Source organism: Bradyrhizobium sp. Bra78 (genome assembly GCF_024519855.1).
Taxonomy (GTDB): domain Bacteria; phylum Pseudomonadota; class Alphaproteobacteria; order Rhizobiales; family Xanthobacteraceae; genus Bradyrhizobium; species Bradyrhizobium japonicum_G.
This window is the reverse complement of the sequence record NZ_JALJRE010000005.1, coordinates 377,523-400,273: the sequence shown is the minus strand read 5'-3', so window position 1 is coordinate 400,273 and position 22,751 is coordinate 377,523. Positions and strand designations below refer to the sequence as shown.

17 protein-coding genes are annotated in these 22,751 nt (G+C 64.1%); 9 read left to right on the top strand and 8 right to left on the bottom strand.

Going from position 1 to position 22,751, the window contains the following annotated elements:
- Nucleotides 1-103 precede the first annotated feature (103 nt).
- The 9 genes from OC450_RS14890 (at nucleotide 104) to OC450_RS14850 (ending at nucleotide 9,829) form a co-directional block, all read left to right on the top strand.
- The gene (locus OC450_RS14890; RefSeq protein ID WP_256806674.1) at nucleotides 104-1,366 is read left to right on the top strand and encodes a D-alanyl-D-alanine carboxypeptidase family protein; all 1,263 of its coding nucleotides are present in this window, start codon (nucleotides 104-106) and stop codon (nucleotides 1,364-1,366) included.
- 2 nt (nucleotides 1,367-1,368) lie between these two features.
- Nucleotides 1,369-2,055 carry a dTMP kinase gene (tmk, locus tag OC450_RS14885; protein ID WP_211386462.1) on the top strand — a complete coding sequence of 229 codons (687 nt, stop codon included), beginning with the start codon at nucleotides 1,369-1,371 and terminating at the stop codon, nucleotides 2,053-2,055.
- Nucleotides 2,052-3,098: a DNA polymerase III subunit delta' gene (locus tag OC450_RS14880; protein WP_262048165.1), complete on the top strand. Its 1,047-nt coding sequence runs from the start codon at nucleotides 2,052-2,054 to the stop codon at nucleotides 3,096-3,098. Before tmk ends, OC450_RS14880 begins: the two co-directional genes overlap by 4 nt.
- A 109-nt stretch (nucleotides 3,099-3,207) precedes the next feature.
- Complete coding sequence (gene metG, locus OC450_RS14875) at nucleotides 3,208-5,136, top strand: methionine--tRNA ligase (RefSeq protein ID WP_211386464.1); 1,929 nt, start codon at nucleotides 3,208-3,210, stop codon at nucleotides 5,134-5,136.
- A 12-nt stretch (nucleotides 5,137-5,148) separates the two neighbouring features.
- A complete protein-coding gene (locus OC450_RS14870; RefSeq protein WP_211386465.1) occupies nucleotides 5,149-5,925 on the top strand; it encodes a TatD family hydrolase in 777 nt (258 codons plus the stop codon).
- Between the two features lie 13 nt (nucleotides 5,926-5,938).
- Nucleotides 5,939-6,736, top strand: a complete 798-nt coding sequence (locus OC450_RS14865) for an MBL fold metallo-hydrolase (protein ID WP_211386466.1) — start codon at nucleotides 5,939-5,941, stop codon at nucleotides 6,734-6,736.
- Between the two features lie 166 nt (nucleotides 6,737-6,902).
- The gene (locus OC450_RS14860; RefSeq protein ID WP_211386467.1) at nucleotides 6,903-7,496 is read left to right on the top strand and encodes a TRAP transporter small permease; all 594 of its coding nucleotides are present in this window, start codon (nucleotides 6,903-6,905) and stop codon (nucleotides 7,494-7,496) included.
- 2 nt (nucleotides 7,497-7,498) lie between these two features.
- Complete coding sequence (locus tag OC450_RS14855) at nucleotides 7,499-8,812, top strand: TRAP transporter large permease (RefSeq protein WP_262048164.1); 1,314 nt, start codon at nucleotides 7,499-7,501, stop codon at nucleotides 8,810-8,812.
- 39 nt (nucleotides 8,813-8,851) lie between these two features.
- Nucleotides 8,852-9,829: a TRAP transporter substrate-binding protein gene (locus OC450_RS14850; protein ID WP_211386469.1), complete on the top strand. Its 978-nt coding sequence runs from the start codon at nucleotides 8,852-8,854 to the stop codon at nucleotides 9,827-9,829.
- A gap of 69 nt (nucleotides 9,830-9,898) precedes the next feature.
- Here the strand turns inward: OC450_RS14850 and OC450_RS14845 are convergent, their stop codons facing one another.
- The 8 genes from OC450_RS14845 to OC450_RS14810 form a co-directional block, all read right to left on the bottom strand.
- Complete coding sequence (locus OC450_RS14845) at nucleotides 9,899-11,299, bottom strand: autotransporter outer membrane beta-barrel domain-containing protein (protein ID WP_262048163.1); 1,401 nt, start codon at nucleotides 11,297-11,299, stop codon at nucleotides 9,899-9,901.
- Nucleotides 11,300-11,541: 242 nt separating this feature from the next.
- The gene (locus OC450_RS14840; protein ID WP_211386471.1) at nucleotides 11,542-13,191 is read right to left on the bottom strand and encodes an acyl-CoA synthetase; all 1,650 of its coding nucleotides are present in this window, start codon (nucleotides 13,189-13,191) and stop codon (nucleotides 11,542-11,544) included.
- Between the two features lie 23 nt (nucleotides 13,192-13,214).
- Nucleotides 13,215-15,104 (bottom strand): TRAP transporter large permease subunit, encoded by a 1,890-nt coding sequence (locus OC450_RS14835; RefSeq protein ID WP_262048162.1) that lies wholly within the window; start codon nucleotides 15,102-15,104, stop codon nucleotides 13,215-13,217.
- A gap of 15 nt (nucleotides 15,105-15,119) precedes the next feature.
- The gene (locus OC450_RS14830) at nucleotides 15,120-16,139 is read right to left on the bottom strand and encodes a TRAP transporter substrate-binding protein (RefSeq protein ID WP_211386473.1); all 1,020 of its coding nucleotides are present in this window, start codon (nucleotides 16,137-16,139) and stop codon (nucleotides 15,120-15,122) included.
- 480 nt (nucleotides 16,140-16,619) lie between these two features.
- Nucleotides 16,620-17,753 carry a DUF2235 domain-containing protein gene (locus OC450_RS14825; protein WP_262048161.1) on the bottom strand — a complete coding sequence of 378 codons (1,134 nt, stop codon included), beginning with the start codon at nucleotides 17,751-17,753 and terminating at the stop codon, nucleotides 16,620-16,622.
- Nucleotides 17,750-18,571 (bottom strand): hypothetical protein, encoded by an 822-nt coding sequence (locus OC450_RS14820; RefSeq protein WP_262048160.1) that lies wholly within the window; start codon nucleotides 18,569-18,571, stop codon nucleotides 17,750-17,752. The genes OC450_RS14825 and OC450_RS14820 overlap by 4 nt, the downstream gene beginning before the upstream one ends.
- Complete coding sequence (locus tag OC450_RS14815; protein WP_262048159.1) at nucleotides 18,568-20,865, bottom strand: thiamine biosynthesis protein ThiF; 2,298 nt, start codon at nucleotides 20,863-20,865, stop codon at nucleotides 18,568-18,570. Before OC450_RS14815 ends, OC450_RS14820 begins: the two co-directional genes overlap by 4 nt.
- 2 nt (nucleotides 20,866-20,867) lie before the next feature.
- Nucleotides 20,868-22,040 carry a metallohydrolase gene (locus tag OC450_RS14810; protein WP_262048158.1) on the bottom strand — a complete coding sequence of 391 codons (1,173 nt, stop codon included), beginning with the start codon at nucleotides 22,038-22,040 and terminating at the stop codon, nucleotides 20,868-20,870.
- Nucleotides 22,041-22,751 lie beyond the last annotated feature (711 nt).

The window sequence follows — 22,751 nt, the reverse complement described above, 5'->3', positions numbered from 1 at the left end:
CGATAGGGGCCGGACGAGAATCGTGCAATCTCGGGACAAGCGGCCAGCCTCGTGTTGTTCGCACCGGTTCCAACTGTTAGAACGCCGCTCTCAGGGCTTGGCCATGGCATTTCGTCTTTCTTCGCTTCCTCGCACCCGGTTCACCGCCGGAGCGCTGGCGCGCGGGCTGATCGCTGCGGTCTTGGTGGCGAGCGTCGGCTGGGGCGGAGCCCTCTATGCCGCCAACCAGAGCGTCCAGGGAGCCAAGAAGGCCGAAGATTCCGGCTTCGACGGCGATGCCCCGACCGCGATCCTGATCGAGGCCTCCAGCGGCAGCGTGCTGTTCGAGAAGAACGCCGACGAACTGCGTGCGCCCTCCAGCATGATGAAGCTGATGACGGCGGAGGTCGTCTTCAATGCCATCAAGCAGGGCAACATGAAGCTGACCGACGAATACCGGATCAGCGAGAACGCGTGGCGCAAGGGTGGCGCGCCGTCGGGCGGCTCGACCATGTTCGCCGCCATCAACAGCAAGGTTTCGGTCGACGACCTCCTGCACGGTGCGATCATCCAGAGCGGCAATGACGCCTGCATCGCGCTGGCCGAAGGCATTGCCGGCAATGAGCGCATCTTCGCCGCCGACTTCATGACCAAGCGCGCCCGCGAGCTCGGCATGACCAGGTCGACCTTCGGCAATTCCAATGGCTTGCCCGATCCCGGCAACAAGATGACGGTGCGCGAGCTCGGCATCCTCGCCCGGCACATCATTCTAGACTTCCCGGAATTCTATAAGCTCTTTGGCGAGAAGGAGTACACCTGGAACAAGATCCGCCAGCCCAACCGCAATCCGCTGCTCAATTCGATGGAAGGCGCCGACGGTCTGAAGACCGGCTACACCAAGGAAGGCGGCTACGGCATGGTCGGCTCGGCGGTGCAGAACGGCACGCGGCTGATCGTCGTCGTCAACGGGCTTGAAGACCCCGAGGACCGCGCCACCGAAGCCAAGAAGATGCTGGAATGGGGCTTTCGCAATTTCGAGACCCGCACGCTGATCGCGGCCGACCAGCCCGTCGGCTACGCCAAGGTGTTCGGTGGCGAGAGCCGCTCGGTGAAGCTGGTCGCCAAGACGCCGGTGAAGGTGATGGTGCACAAGAACGGCAGCGACAAGCTGATCGCGCGGGTCGTGTATCGCGGTCCGGTGCGAGCGCCCGTCGCGCCCGGCCAGCAGGTCGGCGTGGTCAGGGTCTGGCGCAGCGGCAACATCGCGGTGGAGACACCGGTCTATGCCGCGGAGGCGATCGGCACCGGCTCGACCGTGCGGCGTGCAATCGACGGCGCCAGCGAGCTCGTCATCGGCATGTTCCGCGCGGGCGCCGAGAAGCTCTGATCATGAGTGAAAGCGCGGTAAAGTGGCCGTCCGGACGCGGGCGCTTCGTCACCTTTGAAGGCGGCGAGGGGACGGGCAAGTCGACCCAGATCAAGAAGCTTGCCGACCGCCTGAAGGCGGCAAGGATGCGCATTCTCGTCACGCGCGAGCCGGGCGGCTCGCCGGGTGCCGAGATCATGCGCCATCTGGTGCTGTCGGGCATGGGCAAGCTGCTGGGACCCGAGGCCGAGACGCTGCTGTTCGCGGCCGCCCGCGACGACCATGTCCGCACCGTGATCCAGCCCGCGCTCAACCAGGGTTCCTGGGTGCTGTGCGACCGCTTCGCCGACTCGACGCGGGCCTATCAGGGCAGCCTCGGCCGCGTGCCGGCCGGGCTAATCAACGCGATGCAGCGTGTCACGATCGGCGATCTCAAGCCGGACCTCACCATCATCCTCGACCTGCCGGTCGAGATCGGCTTGCAGCGCGCGGCTGCACGCCGCGGCAGCGGCACGCCAGACAGGTTCGAGGCCGAGAAGCTCGGCTTCCATCAGGGCCTGCGCGAGGCCTATCGCCAGATCGCGGCGGACGATCCCGGGCGCTGCGTGCTGATCGATGCAAATTCCGATCCCGATACGGTCGCCGGACGTGTCTGGGCGGCGCTGCGCGATCGCCTGCTTCCAACGCCGGCATCGGTGGTGTCGGCATGAGCCCGCGTCAGACCGAGCGCGAAACCGCCATTCCTCATCCGCGCGAGACGAGCCGCCTGTTCGGCCATCGCGAGGCCGAAACTGCGCTGCTGGCGGCGTATCGCAGCGGGCGCATCCCGCATGCCTGGCTGATCGGCGGCCCGCAAGGCATAGGCAAGGCGACGCTGGCCTACCGCATGGCGCGCTTCGTGCTCGCTCACGGCCAGCCGCTGGCGCCTTCGGTGCAGCGCGCCGAGGACCTCGCGATCGATCCTGGTCACGCCGCGGCGCGGCAGGTTGCGGCGAGCTCGCATGGCGGCCTGCTGACGCTGGAGCGCACCGCCAACGACCGCGGCGTGATGCGCACCGTGATCACCGTGGACGAGACCCGCGAGACGATCGGCTTCTTCGGCTCGACGGCCGCCGCCGAAGGATGGCGCGTCTGCATCGTCGACACCGTCGACGAGCTCAATCCGAATGCCGCCAACGCGCTGCTGAAGATTCTCGAGGAACCGCCGCAGCAATCGCTGTTCCTTTTGGTGAGCCATGCGCCTGCACGCGTGCTCGCAACGATCCAGTCGCGTTGCCGCAAGCTGCGCCTGCGCGCGCTCGCAACCGAGGACGTGATTGCTGCAGCCGCCGCAGCCGCCGAACTCGATCCGAACGATCCCGCGCTGCGCGAGGCGGCGGAGGCCTCCGAGGGCAGCGTCGCGCGGACGCTGACGTTGCTCGGCGGCGATGCCCTGAAGCTCCAGCAGCGCACGGTGGCTCTGCTGGCGCGGCTGCCGCAGGTCGATCCGCGCGAATTGCACACGCTCGGCGATTCGCTTGGCACCAGCGACCGCGTCGCGCTCGCCGCCTTCATCGACGGCATCGACCGCTGGATCGCCGAACGCCTGCATGCGGACGAGGCCAATGCGAACCAGAACCTGCCGCGCCTTGCGCGCCTAGCTGAGGTATGGGAAAAGATCGTCCGCGCCGCGCGCGACACCGAAACCTACAATCTGGAGCGAAAGCCCTTGGTTTTCTCGGTGTTCGGCTGGCTGGCGGACGCAACGCGCTAGAGCATGATCCGGAAAAGTGTGCAGCGGTTTTCCGAGAGGATCATGCTCAGAACAATAACCTAACGCAGGTTCGTTTCCAGATTTCGAGAAGCCGGTAAAGGAATTCGTCGTGGCCACGCGAACTAAGAAAACCGCCAAAGGCAAAAGCAGCAAGAAGGCTGCCAAGAAAGCCGTGAAGAAAGCCGCGAAAAAGGCCGTGACGGCGCGCGCGTCCAAGAAGACCAAGAAGGTCGCCAAGAAGAGCGTGAAGAAGAGCGCTGCGAAGAGGGCAAAGAAAGCCGGCAAGAAGGCTGCGAAGAAGCAGGTCGTCGCCAAGAAAGCGGCGAAGCAAGCGGCCAGGAAGGCGAGGGTGACCGCGCCTGCCGTGATCGCCACGCCGGCTCCCGTCGCCACGCCGCCGAAGGCCGTGAAGCCCAAGGTATCGAAACCAAAAGCGCCGCGCGCGCCGAAGCCCGTCGCGGTGCCGCAAGCCACCGCGCCCGTGATCGCTCCCGCGCGCGACAACGTCTTCTACATCACGACCGCGATCGCCTATCCCAACGGCAACCCGCATATCGGCCACGCCTACGAGGCGATCGCCACCGACACGCTGGCCCGATTTGCAAGGCTCGACGGCAAGGACGTGTTCTTCCTGACCGGGACCGACGAGCACGGCTTGAAGATGATTCAGACCGCGCAGAACGAGGGCCTGACCCCGTCCGCGCTAGCGGCCCGCAACGCGGCCCGCTTCAAGGCGATGGATGAGCGGCTGAACGTGTCGTTCGACCGTTTCATCCGTACCACCGAAGAGCAGCACCACCGCTCGAGCCAGGAAATCTGGCGGCGCATGGAAGCGAACGGCGACATCTATGCCGATACCTATGCAGGCTGGTATTCGGTGCGAGACGAAGCCTATTACGCCGAGGACGAGACGCGCCTGAACGACGACGGCGTGCGCCTCGGACCGCAGGGCACTCCGGTCGAATGGGTCGAGGAGAAGAGCTATTTCTTCCGCCTCTCGGCCTATCAGGACAAGTTGCTCAAGCTTTACGAGACGCAGCCCGATTTCATCGGCCCGGACTCGCGCAAGAACGAGGTGGTGAGCTTCGTGAGAGGCGGCTTGCGCGATCTCTCGATCTCACGCACGACGTTCGACTGGGGCGTCAAGGTGCCCGGTGACGAAGAGCACGTGATGTATGTCTGGGTCGACGCACTGACCAACTACATCACCGGCGTCGGCTTTCCCGACGAGAGCGACAACAACTGGCGTTATTGGCCGGCCGACGTGCACATCATCGGGAAGGACATCATCCGCTTCCATGCGGTGTACTGGCCGGCGTTCCTGATGTCGGCCGGCATCCCCGTGCAGAAGCGGGTCTATGCCCACGGCTTCCTGTTCAACAGGGGTGAGAAGATGTCGAAGTCGGTCGGCAACGTCGTCGATCCCTTCAACCTTGCCGACCAGTACGGCGTCGACCAGATGCGCTATTTCTTCCTGCGCGAGGTGCCGTTCGGCCAGGACGGCAACTACAACCACGAAGCCATCGTCGCGCGCATCAATGCCGATCTCGCCAATGATCTCGGCAACCTCGCACAGCGCTCGCTGTCGATGGTCGCCAAGCAACTCGGCGGCGTGCTGCCCGAGCCCGGCGAGTTCAGCGACAACGACAAGGCCATCCTGGCGATGGCCGACGGCATGATCGCGGCAAGCCGCGAGGCGATGGCGACGCAGCAGATCCATCATTGGCTCAACGCCGTCTGGGCCGTGGTCGCGGAGGCCAACCGCTATTTCGCGGGCGAGGCGCCGTGGGCGCTGGCCAAGACCGATCCGGCCAGGCAGAGGACGGTGCTCTATGTCACCGCTGAGGTCGTGCGCCAGATCGCGATCCTGGCTCAGCCGGCGATGCCGACCGCCTCGGGATTGCTGCTCGACAGCCTCGGCGTCCCCGTCGGCGAGCGCAATTTCGCGACGCTCGGCGGCGCCAGGCGCATCGCGCCGGGTTCGACACTGCCGGCGCCGACGCCGGCCTTCCCGCGCTACATCGAGCCGGCAGCCTAGGGCGTTGGTTTGATGTTGGTCGACAGTCACTGCCATTTGGATTTTCCGGACTTTGCGGACGATCTCGACGGGATCGTATCGCGCGCGCGAGCGGCCGGAATCGGCCGGATGGTCACGATCTCGACGCGGGTGCGAAAGCTCGATCAGCTTCTCGCCATCGCCGAGCGTTACGATGACGTCTACTGCTCGGTCGGCACCCATCCGCACAACGCGGACGAGGAAGACGGAATCTCGCCGGACGAACTGATTGCGTTGACGCAGCATCCCAAGGTCGTCGCGCTCGGCGAAGCCGGGCTTGACTATTTCTACGACGACGGCTCGCCGGAGGCGCAGGCGCGGGGCTTTCGCGTTCACATCGCCGCCGCTCGCGCCACCGGCCTGCCGCTGGTGATCCACACCCGCGAGGCGGACGAGGATTGCGGCCGCATCCTGGAGGAGGAGGCCGCAAAGGGATCGTTTCGCGCCGTGCTGCATTGTTACACCGGCGGGCGCGAGCTGGCGCTAAAGGCGGTGTCGCTCGGGCTGTATATCGGTTTCACGGGCATCCTGACCTTCAAGAAATCCGAAGCTCTGCGCGCACTGGCGGCTGAATTGCCGTCCGACCGTATTCTGGTTGAAACGGACTCGCCCTATCTTGCACCAGGCAAGTTTCGGGGCAAACGCAACGAGCCGGCCTATGTGGTCGAGGTGGCAAAAGTTCTGGCTGAGGCCCGCGGCGTGTCGCTCGAGGACATCTCACGGCAGACCACCGACAATTTCTTCCGCCTGTTCTCCAGGGTGAAAACTTAGGACTGGGAGCCGCATGACGCTGACGCTGACGATCCTGGGCTGCGGTTCCTCCGCCGGCGTGCCGCGCCCTGCGCTCGGCTGGGGCGCCTGCGATCCGAGCAATCCAAAGAACCGCCGACGGCGCTGCTCGCTGCTGGTCGAACGGACCTCCGAGCATGGCACGACGCGCATCGTGATCGACACCTCGCCGGACTTGCGCGAGCAATTGCTCTCGACCGACGTCGACCATATCGACGCGGTATTTCTGACCCACGAGCATGCCGACCAGACCCACGGCATGGACGATCTGCGCTCGGTCGTGATGCACATGCGCCGGCGCATCCCGACCTATTTCAACCAGTCGACCGCCAAGGACATCATGGCGCGGTTTTCCTATTGCTTCATCTCGCCGGAGGGCAGCGACTATCCGCCGATCCTGACGCGGCATTCGATCGAGGCCGGTGGAAACCAGACCATCCTGGGGAAGGGCGGTGCGGTGACGATGACGGCCTTCCTGGTGCAGCACGGCAACATTCCCGCGCTTGGCTATCGCATCGGGGATGCCGCCTACACGCCCGACCTCAACGACATCCCGCGCGAGAGCTGGGGCGCATTGGAAAATCTGGACCTCTGGATCGTCGACGGGCTGCGCTACACCGGCCATGTCAGCCATTTCAGCATCAACGACGCGTTGTCCTGGATCGACCGCTTCAAGCCGAAGCGCGCGGTCATCACCAACATGACCGCCGACGTGGATTACGAGGTGATCCGCCAGTCGCTGCCCGCGGGGGTGGTGCCGGCCTATGACGGGCTGCGGCTGGAAACGCGCTGAACCTGCAGTAGAAATTCCTGTATTGACCGGCATACTCCTTGCTTGCGCACGGCCCATCATGTTGATCTAACGTCTGAAAGACAGGGCGCCAGGCAGGGGCGATATTCAAGCGGAACGGGTGGCGCCTCCTGCGCGATCGCCGGCGCCGTTGAACGCTTCGTGCGAGATGGGGATTGCGTTGGCAGGGGACGATGTAGCGACGAGGGGACCGGTGCGACGCGCCCTGGATCTCCTTTATCTCGGTGCGGGCTACGCCGCCGGCGCCTTCATGGTTGCAATCTTCGCGATCATGATGATCATGTCGGTCGGGCGCCAATTCGCGATCAACATTCCCGCGGGCGATGATTTCGCGTCCTGGTGCATGGCCGCGATGGCGTTTCTCGGCCTCGCTCACACTTTCAAGCGTGGCGAGATGATCCGCGTCGGCCTGCTGCTGGAGCGTCTGCACGGGCGGACCAAGCAGGTGGCGGAGAGCGTGGCGCTCGGTATCGCCACTGCCTTCATCCTCTATTTCACCCGGCACGCCGTGCAGATGACTTACGACTCCTGGCGCTTCAACGACGTGGCGCAGGGTGTCGTTGCGCTTCCGCTGTGGATTCCCCAGCTCGGCTTTGCCGGCGGTCTTGCGATCCTGTCGATCGGGTTGATCGATGAAATGGTCAATGTCGTCAGCGGCAACCGGCCGAGCTACGAGAAGGGCTCTCCGGACGAGACCCCGGACGAGTTCATCGAGCGGATATCGCAGGGCGGCGGAGGTTGACCATGGCCAATCTCGGCATGATCGAACTGTCGTTCATTCTGCTCGGCGTCATGATCCTGCTGCTGGGAAGCGGCGTCTGGATCGCGGTTTCGCTCGGGCTCGTCGGATTCGTGGCGATGGCGCTGACCACGAGCCTACCGCTCGGCTCGGTGCTTGCGACCACCACCTGGAGCGCGAGTTCGTCCTGGACGCTGGCTGCGCTGCCGCTGTTCATCTGGATGGGCGAAATCCTCTTCCGCACCAAATTGTCGGAGGAAATGTTCCGGGGGCTGTCACCCTGGGTTCAGTGGCTGCCCGGGCGGCTCACTCATGTCAACGTGATCGGCTGCGGCATCTTTGCTGCGGTGTCGGGCTCCTCGGCGGCAACCTGCGCGACGATCGGCAAGATCGCGCTGCCCGAGCTCGACAAGCGCGGCTACGACAAGAGCCTCAGCCTCGGATCGCTCGCAGGCTCCGGCACGCTCGGCCTGCTGATCCCGCCGTCGATCCCGATGGTCGTCTACGCCGTGACGGCGAATGTGTCCGTGCTTCAGGTGTTCCTCGGCGGCTTCCTGCCGGGGGTACTCGTGATGGTGCTCTATTCCGGCTACATCATCATCTGGTCGCTGCTGAACCCCAAGAAGATTCCGCCGCGTGATCCGCCGATACCGTTCCGACAGAAGCTGCGCGAGTCGGCCAGGCTTGCGCCCTGCCTGTTGCTGATCCTTGCGGTCTTCCTCTCGCTCGTGCTCGGCTTTGCGACCGCGACCGAATGCGCCGCCTGGGGCGTCAGCGGCGCCTTGCTGCTGGCGTGGTGGAGCCGCACGCTCACGCGCAAGAATTTCCTCGAGAGCATCATGAGTGCGACGCGCCTGACCTGCATGATCATGCTGATCCTGGCAGGCGCGGCCTACACCACGGCTGCAATGGCCTATACCGGAATTCCGGCAGCGCTCGCCACCTGGGTCCAGGGCCAACAGCTGACGCCCGGCATGCTGGCGCTGTATCTGAGCATCATGTACATCATCCTGGGATGCCTGATCGACGGCATATCGATGATCGTCCTGACCGCCGTGATCGTCCTGCCGATGGTCAAGCAGGCCGGTCTCGACCTGGTCTGGTTCGGCGTCTATCTCATCATCCACGTCGAGATGGCGCAGATCACGCCGCCGGTCGGATTCAATCTTTTCGTGCTCCAGAACATGAGCGGCCGCGATACGCTCACCGTCGCTCGGGCGGCGTTCCCTTTCTTCGTCCTGCTGCTCGCCGCCGTGTTCATCATCACGGAATATCCGCAGATCGTGATGTTCTTGCCCAAGCTCGCTTTCCCAGACTGAGCGTCCCCGTTTTTCAGATTGACTGTGAGGAGAAGCCCGATGATGTCTCGTTTATTCCGCGCATCCTTGATCGCCGGCGCCGTGCTGGCTGCGACACCCGCGTTGGCTCAGACCAAATGGAATCTGCCGGCGGCATATCCGGCCGACAATCCGCACTCCGAGAATCTAGTGGCCTTCGCCAAGGACGTCGAAGCGGCCACATCCGGAAAGCTCCAGATCACGGTTCATCCCGGCGCTTCGCTGTTCAAGGCACCCGATATCAAACGCGCGGTGGTCACCGGGCAGGCCCAGATGGGCGAAGTGTTGCTGTCGATCCACGAGAACGAGGATCCGGTGTTCGGGGTCGACGTCGTGCCGTTTCTGGCGACCAGCTTCCCGGACGCCATGAAGCTGTACCAGGCGTCGAAGCCGTTGATCACGAAGAAGCTGGAGGCGCAGGGGCTCAAGCTCCTATTCGTGGTGCCGTGGGCGCCGCAGGGCGTCTATGTCAACAAGCCGCTCGCGACGATCGAGGACATGAAGGGCTTGAAGTGGCGCGCCTACAACGTTGGGACAGCACGCATCGGCGAATTGGTCGGCGCCCAGTCGGTGACGATCCAGGCTGCCGAGCTGCCGCAGGCGCTTGCGACCGGCGTGGTGAATTCCTTCATGTCGTCAGGCGGCACGGGTTACGATTCGAAGGCTTGGGAGTCGCTGAAATATTTCTATGACGTGCAGGCCTGGATTCCGAAGGACTACACTTTCGTCAACAAGGCTGCGTTCGAGGCGCTCGACAAGCCGACCCAGGAGGCGATCCTCAAGGCGGCTGCGACGGCGGAAACCCGCGGTTGGAAGGCCTGGGAAGAGAAGGCCAATTGGTACATCGATCAGCTCAAGGCGAAGGGCATGACGGTCGAGCCGCCGACCCCGGCCCTCAAGGCCGGCTTCCAGAAGATCGGCGAGCAACTCACCACCGACTGGCTCAAGAAGGCAGGGGCCGATGGTCAGGCGCTGGTCGACGCCTACAAAAAGATGTGAGGGAGCGAGAGGCCTTCCGCTCGCCGCCCTCCGTGTGGGCGGAAGTCTTCTCCTCGATCACGAGGCGGGTCACCACGCGTAGCGCAGCACGGCCTTGCCGGTATAGGAGCGCATCACGCTCGACACCTCGCTGTCGAAGTTGGCGGTGGCGGACCAGCCGTTGAGGTCACGCAGCTCGATTGCGACGCCCGTGAGCGCCGCGTTCCGCGCCAATGCCGTGCCGCCTGTGACAAATCTCTGAGCGGGCAGGGGCTGGAATGCCGCCGGCATTGCTTGTCCCGCGCTGAAATCATGCGCCCAGGCAAGACGTCCGCGCAGGCTCATCACGCTGCTGAACAGCGCAAAGGATGCGCTCGTGCGCAGTCCGAGTTCGGTGCGGGTATCGGTGAAACTGTCATTGCCGGATGCTGCCGGGAACGCATTGGCCGCGGAGGGTGGTTGTGTTGCATCGGCGGGCAGGCGGAAGGCGGTGATTTGCGCCGCCGCATAGGGCGTGATGCCGACCCAGGGCACGGCAAGGCGATAGCCGCTCTCGAGGCGGCCGGAATAGGCGTAGGCGTTGACGGCGGCGTTGAGTGAACCCGTGCCGGCCGGCGTCACCTGATAATCGCCGGTGATGGCCTGCCAGCCATACCCCAGCGCGCTCGCGACATAGGCCGGGCCAACCGAATGTCTGACGAAGCCGCCGGCCTGGAACAGGTCGGAGCGGCCACTTGTAAAATTGTTGGCGAAGCCGGTGCCGCCGCCGGCAAGCGCAAAGCCTATCCGGGTTTGCGGCGAGAGCGAATAATCCGCGCCGGCCACGGTCCCAAAACTCCGGCTGGCCGCGCCGCTGCCACCGGTCGACACCTGCGAGCCGCCGAAGCCGGCAGCCCAGACGCTCCAGTGCGGGGCTGCGAGCGAAGGTTTACCGTAGATCATTCCATAGACTTCGCGTCCGATGCCGCCATGCGTCCGGTCAGCTCCGGGATCGGCGTAGGCCGCGAGCTCTGCGTCGAGCCCGGCGGGGCCGACGCCGCGCCCGTCAATGGCGGGATCGAGCAGGGTCTGCGTGAACTGCGTCATCGCCAGGAAAGTCGCCTGCGCGGCCTCGCTCTGCGAGGCACCCTCTGAGCCGCCGCCAAAGGCTTGCCGCATGCCGAAGCGTGCCCCGCCGGCGACGCCCGGTGGCTCGGCAGGCTGCATGCCGCCTCCACCGCCGCCATTGCCGAACCATGCGCCCGCGAAACTCGACGGCTGCGGGCCGCCAAACCCAGCGCCCGCGAAATTATTGGAGCCATAGCCCGAGGCGCTTGGGCCGCCGGCTCCAAACCCTTGAGCCCCGAACCCTTGAACCCAGACCCCTTGGACCGCAAATCCTGGCAAGGCGGCGAATGCGCCGTACTCGCGCGTGGCCTGCGCGGCCGCTGCATTGGGCAGCAGCAGTCCCGTCAGGAATAGCAGCAGACGCGCACGCACGTCTGTGCTCACGACACCAACCGCAGCATGAAGCGCCCCAACCGCGCCGGTCGCCGTCGGCCGCGCAGCCCGCGCGACGAATCATTTGGAATCAGCGAATCCGGTGAGGCGGAATCGTAAATGCGTCTCTAACGATTTCCAAACTTTTCCTGTCGTGTCCCGACGTCGTCAAACCTACGCGTTCGGTTTCGGAGCGACGCATGATCGGCGCGCAAATGCGATTTGTGTTTCCATATGTTTCCAAAGAGACAAGCTCAGGTCGAGATTGCCTTCATCGATCCCACTTCGTTGCGCAGCAGGAATTTCTGGATCTTGCCCGTGGACGTCTTCGGGATGGGCCCGAACACGACGGCCTTCGGCGTCTTGAAGCCGCTCATATGCGAGCGGCAGAAGGCGATGATGTCGGCCTCGCTCGCACTCGCACCGTCCTTCAGTTCGACGAAGGCACAAGGCACCTCGCCCCATTTCGGATCGGGCTTTGCGACCACGGCGGCGAACAGCACGGCCGGGTGCTTGTAGAGGATGTCCTCGACCTCGACGGAGGAAATGTTCTCGCCGCCGGAGATGATGATGTCCTTGGAGCGATCCTTGATGATGATGTAGCCGTGCGCGTCGAGCACGCCGAGATCGCCGGTGTGAAACCAGCCGCCCTCGAAGGCCTCCTTCGTCGCCTTCTCGTTCTTGAGATAGCCCTTCATCACGATGTTGCCGCGGAACATGACCTCGCCGATGGTCTCGCCGTCGCGCGGCACTTGTTTCATCGTCTGCGGATCGATGACGGTGACACCTTCCTCGAGCGGGTAGGGCACGCCCTGCCGGCGCTTCATGCTGGCGCGCTCGGCGGCGGGCAGGTCATCCCAGCCGGGCTGCTCGGCGCAGACGGAGGCGGGGCCGTAGACCTCGGTCAGGCCGTAGACGTGCGTCAGCTTGATGCCGATGTTTTCGGCGCCTTCGAGCACCGCGACGGGAGGGGCGGCGCCGGCGATCAGGCCAACGACGCGGCGCGCGGCGTTGCCCTTCGGCGCGTCGGGCGCGTTGATCAGCGTGTTGTAGACGATCGGCGCGCCGCACATGTGGGTAACGCCGTGCTGCTTGATCAGCTCGAATATCCGGGTCGGCTCGACCTTGCGCAGGCAGACATTGATGCCGGCGGCGGCCGCGATCGTCCAGGGGAAGCACCAGCCGTTGCAGTGGAACATCGGCAGCGTCCAGAGATAGACCGGATGCTGGCCGAGTTGGCCTGCAAGGATATTGCTGACGGCGTTCAGATACGCGCCGCGATGATGGGTGACGACGCCCTTGGGATTGCCCGTCGTGCCCGAGGTGTAGCTCAGCGCGATGGCGTCCCATTCGTCGCGCGGCGGGATCGCAGCGAAGTCCGGATCGCCTTGCGCGACGGCGGCCTCGTACTCGATCTCGCCGATGCGCCTGCCACCCTTGAAGGCAGCGTCGTCGACGTCGACCACGAACGGCTTTGGCCCGCTCATCCGCGCCAGCGCGTCGGTGATGACGCCCGAAAATTCCGGATCGACCAGGATGATTTTCGCCCCGCCATGATCCAGCTGGAACGCGATCGAGGGCGCATCGAGGCGGATGTTGAGTGCGTTGAGCACGGCGCCCGTCATGGGCACGGCGAAATGCGCTTCGTTCATCGCCGGAATGTTCGGCAGCATCGCCGCGACGGTGTCGCCGACGCCGATGCCCCTGCCGGCGAGCCAGGACGCAAAGCGCCTGCAGCGCTCGTAGGTCTGCGCCCAGGTGAAGCTGCGGCCTTCATAGACGGTGCTGACATGATCGGGATAGACGGCGGCGCTGCGCGCGAGGAAGCTCAGCGGGCTGAGCGGCACGTAATTGGCGGGCGTCTTGTCGAGGCCGATATTGTACTGGTTCTGCCGCTCGCTCATCGACACCTCCCTTACGCGCCGGCCTACAGGAATCCGATCGAGATCCACGGAAAGACGGCGACGACGATCAATCCCATCAGCAGCGCCAGCAGGTAGCCCCAGATCGGCCTGATGCCTTCAGCCGGATCGACGCGTCCGATGGCGCAGGCGGCATAATAGCCGACGCCGAACGGCGGGGCGAATAGCCCGATACCCATCGCCAAAATGATCACCATCGCATAGTGCACCTCGTGCACGCCGACGGCACGGGCGATCGGAAACAGCAGAGGCCCGAACAGCACGATCGCCGGAATGCCCTCCAGCACGCTGCCGAGGATGGTGAAGGCTAGGATCGACACGGCGATGAAGGTCGCCGCTCCGCCGGGCAACCCGGTCATGGCGGACGCCAGCGACCGCGAGAAGCCGGATTGCGTCAGGCCCCAGGCCATGCCGGTCGCAGTGCCGATGATCAGGAGGATCGCGCCCGACAGGGCGGCGGTTTCGACCAGCATCGGAAACAGCCGGCGCCAGTCGAAGCGGCGGTAGACGAGGAGGCCGACCAGGGCTCCATAGACAATGCCGATGGTGGAGACTTCGGTCGCGGTGGCGATGCCCTCGACGACGGCGTAGCGGATCACGAAAGGCAGGGCGAGCGCGGGCAGGGCGATGATGAAGGTCTTGCCGACCTCGCTGGGGCTGGCGCGTTGGACATGGCTCATGTCCTCGTGGCGGTAGCGCCACCACACCAGCATGCACAGCGTGATCGCGAGCACGACGCCGGGCAGCAAGCCGCCGGTGAACAGCGCGGCGATCGAGACGCCGGTGACGGAACCGATCGTGATCAGCACCAGGCTCGGCGGAATGGTCTCGGTCTGGGCGCCGGTCGCAGCAAGAAGCGCGACGAGATCACCGGGCTTGGCACCGCGCTGCTTCATCTCGGGGAACAGCACGGGCGCGACCGCCGCCATGTCGGCAGCCTTGGCGCCGGAGATGCCGGAGACGAGGTACATCGCGCCGACGAGGACGTAGTGCAGGCCGCCGCGGACATGGCCGAGCAGGCTCGCCAGGAACGCCACCATGGCCCGCGCCATGCCGGTCATTTCGATCAGCAGCCCCAGGAACACGAACAGCGGCACCGAGAGCAGGATGAGGTGGCTCATGCCCTCGTCCATCCGCCCGACCAGCACCATGACCGGCGTGCGTGTCGTCAGCGCCAGATAGCCGAAGATCGCGAGGCCGAAGCCGAAGGCGATGGGAACGCCGGCAAAGACGCAGAAGCCGGCAACGCCGACGAAGAAGATGACGAGGTTGAGGTTGCCGAGGGGCCGCAGACAAGGCTGCGCCAGCCAGAACAGGCCGACGACGACGGCAACGCAGATCACCGCCGTCAGCACCATGCGGTAATCGGCCGCGCGCAGCAGCCGCAACAGCGCAAACGCCGCCATCAGGCAGATGCCGGCCGGCAGCGCCGCGGCGCGCCACATGTTGGAGATCTGGAGCGCCGGCGTGGTGATGAAGCTCTCTTCGTAGGCGTAGTCGTAGGACGGCCAGACGATCAGGGCCAGGAAGGCCAGCGCCGCGCAGGTCGCGACCAGATCGAGCCAGGCCCGCATCGCGGGCTTTGCGCTGGCGACGACCGCGGTCATGCGCATGTGCTCGGAGCGGCGGAACGCGACCGCCGCGCCCAACATGGCGAGCCACAGGAACAGGATCGAGGCGAGTTCGTCCGACCAGATCAGCGGCCGGTGCACACCGTAGCGTGCGACCACGCCGGCGAACAGGATCGCGATCTCGGCGACGACCAGGGTCGCCGCCGGGATTTCGACGAGCAGGCCGAGTGCGCGCTCCAGCGAGGCCAGCAGCGAAGGTCGGCGAGGGGACTGAACCGCCGCCTCGCCCGCCACTCCGGTCACCTCGACCTCGATATGAGCCATGTCGGCCCCAACGTGTTACGACAGCTTGCCGACGGCCTTTTCCAGCAAGTCCCAGGCCTGGTCGCCATACTTGCCCTTCCACTCGGAATAGAAGCCGGCCGTGCGCAGCTTGTCGCGGAACGGCGCCACGGTGGGCTGGTTGAAGGTCAGGCCCTTGGTCGCGAGCTCCTGCTGGAGATTGGCATTGAGCTTGGCGGTATCCTCACGCTCCTTGATGGCGGCCGCATTGATGTTCTTGGCGACGATCGTGCGGACGTCCTCAGGAAGGCTGCTCCAGGCCTTGCGGTTGGCGAGGAACCAGAAGCCGTCCCACATGTGGTTGGTCAGCGAACAGTACTTCTGCACCTCGTAAAGCTTGGCGGTCGAGATGATCGCCAGCGGGTTCTCCTGGCCCTCGACGATCCTGGTCTGGAGCGCGGAATAGACCTCGGCGAAATTGATCGAGGCGGGCGCCGCATCGAATGCCTTGAACATCGAGGTCCACAGCGGCGACACCGGCACGCGGATCTTGAAGCCCTTGAAATCCTCAGGCCCGTTGATCGGCTTGCTCGACGACGTGGTCTGGCGGAAACCGTTGTCCCAGATCTTGTCCATGACCTCGAGCCCGGCCTTCTTGATCTCGCCGCGGACGAAGGCGCCGAGATCGCCGTCCATGGCCTTCCAGACCGTGCCGTAGTCCGGGAACGCGAAGCCGATGCCGTTGATGGACGCCGCCGGCACCAGGGTCGACAGGATCAGGCCCGACAGCGTGAAGAACTCGACGCCGCCGGAGCGGATCTGGCTCAGCATGTCGGTGTCCGACCCGAGCTGGTTGTTCGGGAAGATCTGGAGGTCGAACTTGCCGCCTGTCTCGGCCTTGATCGCCGCGGCCATCTCCTTGGCGCGCACGTTCAGCGGATGGGTGTCCGGCAGGTTGTTGGCGTATTTGTAGGTGAACTCGGCGCTCTGGGCGCGGGCCACATGGGGCGCGCTGAGGCCGCCCAGGACCGCGGTCGCGGCGGAGGCCTTGAGAAGCGTGCGTCGGGAAAAGCTCATGGGTCTGCTTCCTCGGAAGGTTTGTTGTTGTTCTGAGACGCAAACCTATAAGGACGGAAGGCCATGAGGTCATCTGCGATCTCGCGAAGCCTCGCTTATTGCAGCCGGACATCGTCGCGGCAATATCGGCTTTCGGCGAGATGGGCCGGATGCAAAATGTGAAAAACAACCCCATGCACAGTAGCCGTCAAGCCCTGGCACAGTGGTCGAGGCACGGCGTGGAAACGGCGCCAAAGCGAAGGCGCGGCAGTAGGAGTTTTGCCTAAGCTATTGATCCAATTCTATATAAATATATTCCATAATATACCTTATGCGAATCGGCGATATGGCTCGGGATGCCTGGATGCGGTGAACCTTCTCTCCGAATCCGAGTCTGTTTTCGGCAATTCTGAGTCCGTCCCCTACGACGCACCGAACCGCGGGGCGTGATCGGTCCGCCAGATCGCACGGTACAATACCGTGCGATCTGGCGTGCCAGGGTCAGCTTACGGCGACGCCTGGGTGAGCCGCCATGACAGCTCCGACCAGCTTGGCAGGATCTAGCTTCTTCGCCTCGGCCCATGCGACCAGATTTGCCGGGCGGTATGTGGCATCGCTGCGCCATCGGTCGAATACGGAGCCGTCGATGGTTTCATTGATCCGGGACGTCGTCGCCGCAGTGCCCGTCTCCGGCGGGGTTCCAACTGGCCGAAAGAACCGCTTTGAGAAGAAGTGGTAGAACCCCTTCCCGAACTCGCTGTAGGAATCGTTGATCGCTGAGAGCTTCTCGGTTGCGTCGATTTCGACCTTACCCCGATAGGCTAGTCCCAGCTTTCCGGCCTTATCCATGAGCCAGACCAGCGGAAGTTGGGACAGCGGATCGCTCGCGTAACCGCCGCCGACGTTCGCGTGGCAACCGACGAACCACCGTTGCTCAACGTTTCCGATCGGCCGTTCTGGCGCCCCCGCCTCCCCAGTCTTGACGGTCCGGGTCCAGAAAGTCGCGTCGAAGTCCGCGCGGTGCTCGTCGAGTGCCAGTGCATGAAAGGCATATTCGTTGTCGAGACGAAGATGTGTGTCGAGGAAGCGGTACTTGTGGACCTTGGCTTCCGCGCTTGTGATGGGAATGCCCATCGAGCCGACGGTGTCCCAGACCCCGATGAACCTGATTTTCGCTGGCTGCGAATACTTCGTGAGCCACCTCTCCTCGATCGAAGCGTCGGCAGCCAGAGGCTTTCCGAGGAGCGATCTGATGGTCGGAGCAACGTACAGGCGGTACCGGGCGTACAACTGCTCTATGGACAACGGCGCGCCGAGCCGCAGGATTCCGCACTTGCTGATTAGTCCTGACAGTGACCTGGCGGTGTAGGCGCCGCGGCTGAAGCCGAAGATGAAGATCTCGTCGCCGTCGTCGAAGTTCTCTATCAACCACGTGTAGGCATGGATGATCTCGTCGTCGATACCGTAGCCGGCAACGCCGCCGCGGACAGCTTCGCCCCGGAGGGTGCCGACGCCCTGCGAGTAGTACAGGCGCTGGTCGGCGGCCTCCGCCGTCAGGCTCTTCAACCGCCAAACGTTCGTGTTGTTGTTGAGCGTGTTGAAGGTGCCGTCCAGGTAGATCACGAGCCTCTTCACGATGCCCTCCTTCCGCTGTCACCCACACTTCCAGTTGCGTCGGCCTTCGGCATGCGCGGCTTGCGAGCGGCCGCCGGCGGCTTAGGCTGTCCGCCCAAGTGAGGTGATTGCGTACAGAGCAGGAGTTGACGGGCGTAGGTCCTGGCGGCCTCGAATACCCCCGCTTCCGTCACAAAGAGCGCCAGATAGAGCGCATGCAGGACTGCGATCACGACGACAGCGAGAAGCTTCGTATCGAATCCGTTCGACAGATCGATCGGCCACCGATGCCAGAAGATCGCGAGGCACGTCGCGATGATCACGGCATTGAGAATGAAGCCAGGCAGCTTCAGCCCGAGCAGATTTCTTCGAAAGCCGTAGCTGATGTTTTCGTTGAGCAGTATTTCGAACTTCTTCGCATCGCGCGTGTTCTCTCGCAGCCACGACACCCCTCGCGCATAGTAGTTGTCGGCGGCAGTCGGGTCTGCGATTTCCTCCTCCTTGGTCGGGGCCGGTTTGGCGAGCTTCGCCGCGATGAACGCGTGGAACCCCGCCTTCGCGTCGGCGTCGTAGGTCTCGTCGCGATGCCGCAGCGTGGTCGTCGTCGGTAGTCCGCCCATCCGCTCGATGAGCTTGGGTTCTATCGCTTTGCCGCGCCGGCGCGCGACGTCGGCGAAGGCGGCAAACAGCACGGTGAGCGCGGTGCCGGCGATGGCGTGCGTTAGCCCGATCTTGCCCCATGACACGAATATCGCGGCGAAGGCGAAGGCGGGAGCGCCGGCGATGATCGCCGGAACGAGCCGCGCCTTCATCGTATACGCGTCGAGCGGGTTCTTCATGTGCGGGCCTTTGACCTGAATTGCAGGAGATCGCCGGTGTCGGAGATCGTCTCGACCGTCAGGTGCGAGTAGCCGGACGGCGTATGGATCAGCATCAGAAGCGGGAAATACTGCAGGCCGGAAAGCAGGGCGGCGGTCCGCATGTCTTTCGCAGATGGACCGCTCGGGATCAGGTGATTGTGCCAGGTTCCGAGCGGATAGAGTGCCCCACCCGTCCCCTCGATGAGCCCCCGCAGCATCGGCTTCAGGCCTTTCGTCCCCAGCACGAACTCTTCCGCCGAGAATTTGCTATCGGGCGGCGCCGGCAGTGTTCCGACCACGTGGAAATGTCCGGTGACGTCGCAGTAGCGGCCGAAAAGGATACCGCCGGTCTCCGAGCCCGGTCGCTTCGCGACCTCCTCGCCGATGACACGGTCCACGTCAGGGCTGATGCGGATTTCGCATCCTGCGCCCTTCGAGACGATGCGTGGTCCGATCGCGCGCTCGGTCCAGGATTGGCTAATTCCGTCCGGACCGAGACCGCCGAGCAGCAACATGCCGTCGCTCTTCGGCAGTCCCTCTTGCTGCAAACGATGAAACCTTTCGGCGAAAGCCGCGGCGAAGAGAGAAAGTTTGGAGTCGCGCAGCGGCATCGTCAGTGCGGAACAGCCCTGCCCCACGGCCACTTCGGACGCCTCAGTGCCGAATATGCGATCGGCCAGATCCGGCCGGCCGTGGATCGCGAGGTAGGCTTCGCAGATCATATCGGTCGTTGAGGGATTGGCGGACGCTCCCTCGACCGTCATAAGGCCTGCGTCGCCCGAACCGAGCATGCAGGCCTCGACGATTCGCGGCCGATCCGAGGAATGAGGAAGCGATCCCAGCGTCTCGCGCACGGTAGCCGAGCCGGTGGTGTTCACGAAAGCGAAGCAGCCTTCGTCGATCAGGGTCTTGATGGAGTGCTTAGATGCCACGTGACTGGCGACGTCCACCGTATGGCCCTTCGGTTCGACGCCAAGTTCGCCCAATGCGTCCTTGAGGAGCGCGACCTTGCCTCCGAGAAGGCCGAAGTCCTTCGTGATGCCGGCGGGATAGACCGCGTGCCGGGCGTAGTTGTGCGGCAGCATGTTGGCGCGGTCGATGATCGATGTGGGCCCGCGCCCTGCCCGTGCCATGTGCATGGCCAACTTGGACCCGACGCTCCCGCATCCGACCAGCGACCATGGCGCTGGTTTGCCGCCCTCCTCTTCGCCGGATGCGCGCCGCATCAGCGCGTCAGAGATATCTTCGCGGTGCATGGCTGGCCTCACGATCTTCGGGCTGCGGCCGGAGAGATCGTCCTTGCCGCGCAGTTCGACCACATAGGGACACAGTTCGTAGAGGGATTGGCTGCCGATCACCGGATAAGGCCGCCGCGCAAGCATCACCACAACGAGCGGCACCGCCACCTTCATCCGCGACTCGCGGAAGCGCTTTTGGAGCAGCAGAAGCATCGGTTCGAGGTGGTCGCGACATCCTAGAAGCTTCGCTCTATCGAGGAGATCGTCCATGGTCGCGACCGTCTCCGGCACATAGCGGTCGGCGAGAAAGGGCGAACCGTCGGGCTTCTTTCCTGACCACCCCACCAGCGCGATGCCGCTGCCGGTGCGCGCGTCGTCGATCTGCTTGAAGGTGAACTCGTCGGATATGTCCGGTCCCAAGGCCACGCGCTCCGACCGGCGCAGCGTGATCCAGTACGTGTCCGCGCCGTCGTCCTGCAGCGCCAAATAACGAACCTTGAATGCCGAACAGCCGGCGTCGGTCCTGGCGAGGCTCTTAAGCCATGCTCCATCTGAGACAACGACATCTTCGATGTGATCGCGTCGCACTGGCTCCCAGCCTTGCTTCGCGTCGATCAGGTCGAGTGTCGCGGCTTTGTCCAGCCAGTCCGCCAGTTGCTCGACGAGGCCGAGGATCCCGCGCAACCGCAGAAGCTCGCGCGGCGAGCCCGCGAACAAACAAGGTTCGGGAAGCTCGTCAGCAGAACCAGGTTGCAGATGGGGGTGGCTGCGGTCGAAATCGGCACGTAGGCGAATGTCCGGAGGCTGCACCGGGTACCGCGGCCCGAACCGAAAGGTGACGGGCTCGACCTTGCGAACGCCGGAGGGGCTCTTGCCGGCAGCGCGCCATTCGGATGGCAGTTCGGTCTTGACCTCGACCGTAGCGAGGACGCCGCCGGTGGATTCACTCTCGACGACGACGCTCGCTACCGCGTCGTGCGCACGGATCAATCGTAACGCACGCGCGATCGCGATCGTGTTCGGCGTCGAGGCCACGTTCAATCCTCGTCGTCGGCCGAACTACCGTGCGCCAGGGGCTGGCTTCCGATGCCGGTGCCGAGACCGAGGGCGGTAGCGAACGCGGCGCGCTTGATCTTCGTGCCCGAGGACGCGATCTCGATGACCAGCGGCTTGTCGCCGGACCCGTCGGCCACACACTTGAACTCGCCGTTCGGCTGCTCGAGTATCTCAAGGTATTCGCGTTTGGCCCGTATGCACGGTGGATCGTCCTCGTCGTCTTCGACGGGCTTGCTGCTGGAAATGATCAACGCCCCCTCGCGCGCCTGGGCCAACGCGCTGCGCGCCGCCTCGTTGACCTTTGCCTTCTCGCCCTTTTCGGACCAACTGTCGTACGACAGGCTCCGCCAAGAGCAGTGGTGTGGCGCGATCAGCACGTCGTACTCGAGGCGAGAGGCTCGGTTCTTGTTGCGGTCCCAAAGCCGCTCCCAAATCGCTACCCCCGCATCGCCCCCGATCAGGTACCGTGCCTTGACAACCTGCGACACCTTCAGGTCGACACGGAGGATCACGCTCGAGTCGTTCTTTGAGATTAGGGCCTCTTCTTCCTCGTCATCGGCTTTCAGCGGTGCTAGGAGCCGGGCTTCGAAAGATTCGTCACCCGCCCCTGCGATCGTCGAGAACAGCGAGTCGACCTTGACGACGATGGCGCCGATATCGTCGGTCTTGCCGTCCACGTCCTCTCCCATGATCAGGATCCGGTTTCCGTCGACTTGGGTCCCCTCCTCCCGGAACTTCTTGACCCGGCGACGAGCCTCGGCCGACCAGTCGCAGGCGTCGTCACAGAGGGTGTGATCCTTCGATGCGCGACGGAACACGATCGGCGACGACCATTGCTCGCGGATCAAGATCTTGTCGGCTGACTTCGACCAGTCGCCGGGCGGCCCCAAGTGGAAATGGTTCTTCAGCCCGCGGATATGGTCCTGGTCGGGATGGGTCAGGAGGAACGCGTCGACGTACAGCCGGCCCTTGGAATCCCGTCCGAGATCTTCCAGTTCCTTGCGGAGTTGGCCGCCGACGTCGGGGGTGTCGGTGTCTTCATCGTCGGCGTCCGCGCGGATGTCGATATCGACGAGAATTCTCTTTCCCGAATCGAGCACCATGAGCATCATGTCACCGTTGCCGACACGGAAATGCATTGTCTTAGCTGCCATTCCCATCTCCTTGAGATAATTGAAGATACAGTCCATGGCCGCCCCCCGATTGAAGATCGGATGGACGCACCTTTTGAGATATGGCGCTAGGTTCCACGGCGCAAGATGTGCTACAGACTTAATTTTGAGCCACTATATATATGAAATCGCTAAATTTTTAGGCGTCTCGCACGGACCGTGTTCCCTGACGTTCTTGTTTGCTGTTCCACGTTCGCAGGCGGCACGCAGTGCCATCGCTGCGGCCCTGGGCCATGACCCCGCCAAGAGGGACCCCTGTGTGGCGGTGCCTCCGTCCGGGAGCGCCGTACCGTTCGATTTGGCTGCGGATGCGGAATTTCTGACGATCGTACCGCCCCGCTGGCGCCCAAGAAGCGTCGGCAATAACGCCAGACGCGAGCTCTCGCGTCAGGCGAAGCGTCGCTGCGGCCTGGGAACTACGTTCAGCCGACGGCCCGGCCATGGCTTCGAAGTCGACCGACCATCGGAAAACCCCTGTCGAGCAGGACATCTCGCTGCTGCGTCTTCGACCGTCTCATCTTGAACTCGGCGTCGATCGTGATGCCACCCGATAAGGGCGACGTCGCCGATGCCCACCTTCGGTGCACTTCCGCGCAGACTCAGAATATCTGAGAAAACTCGCCCCAAGCTAGAACGCGCGTTTCCGCACATCCGAATTTTCAAGCACTCGGAAATTTCCAGCGAAATCAGTCA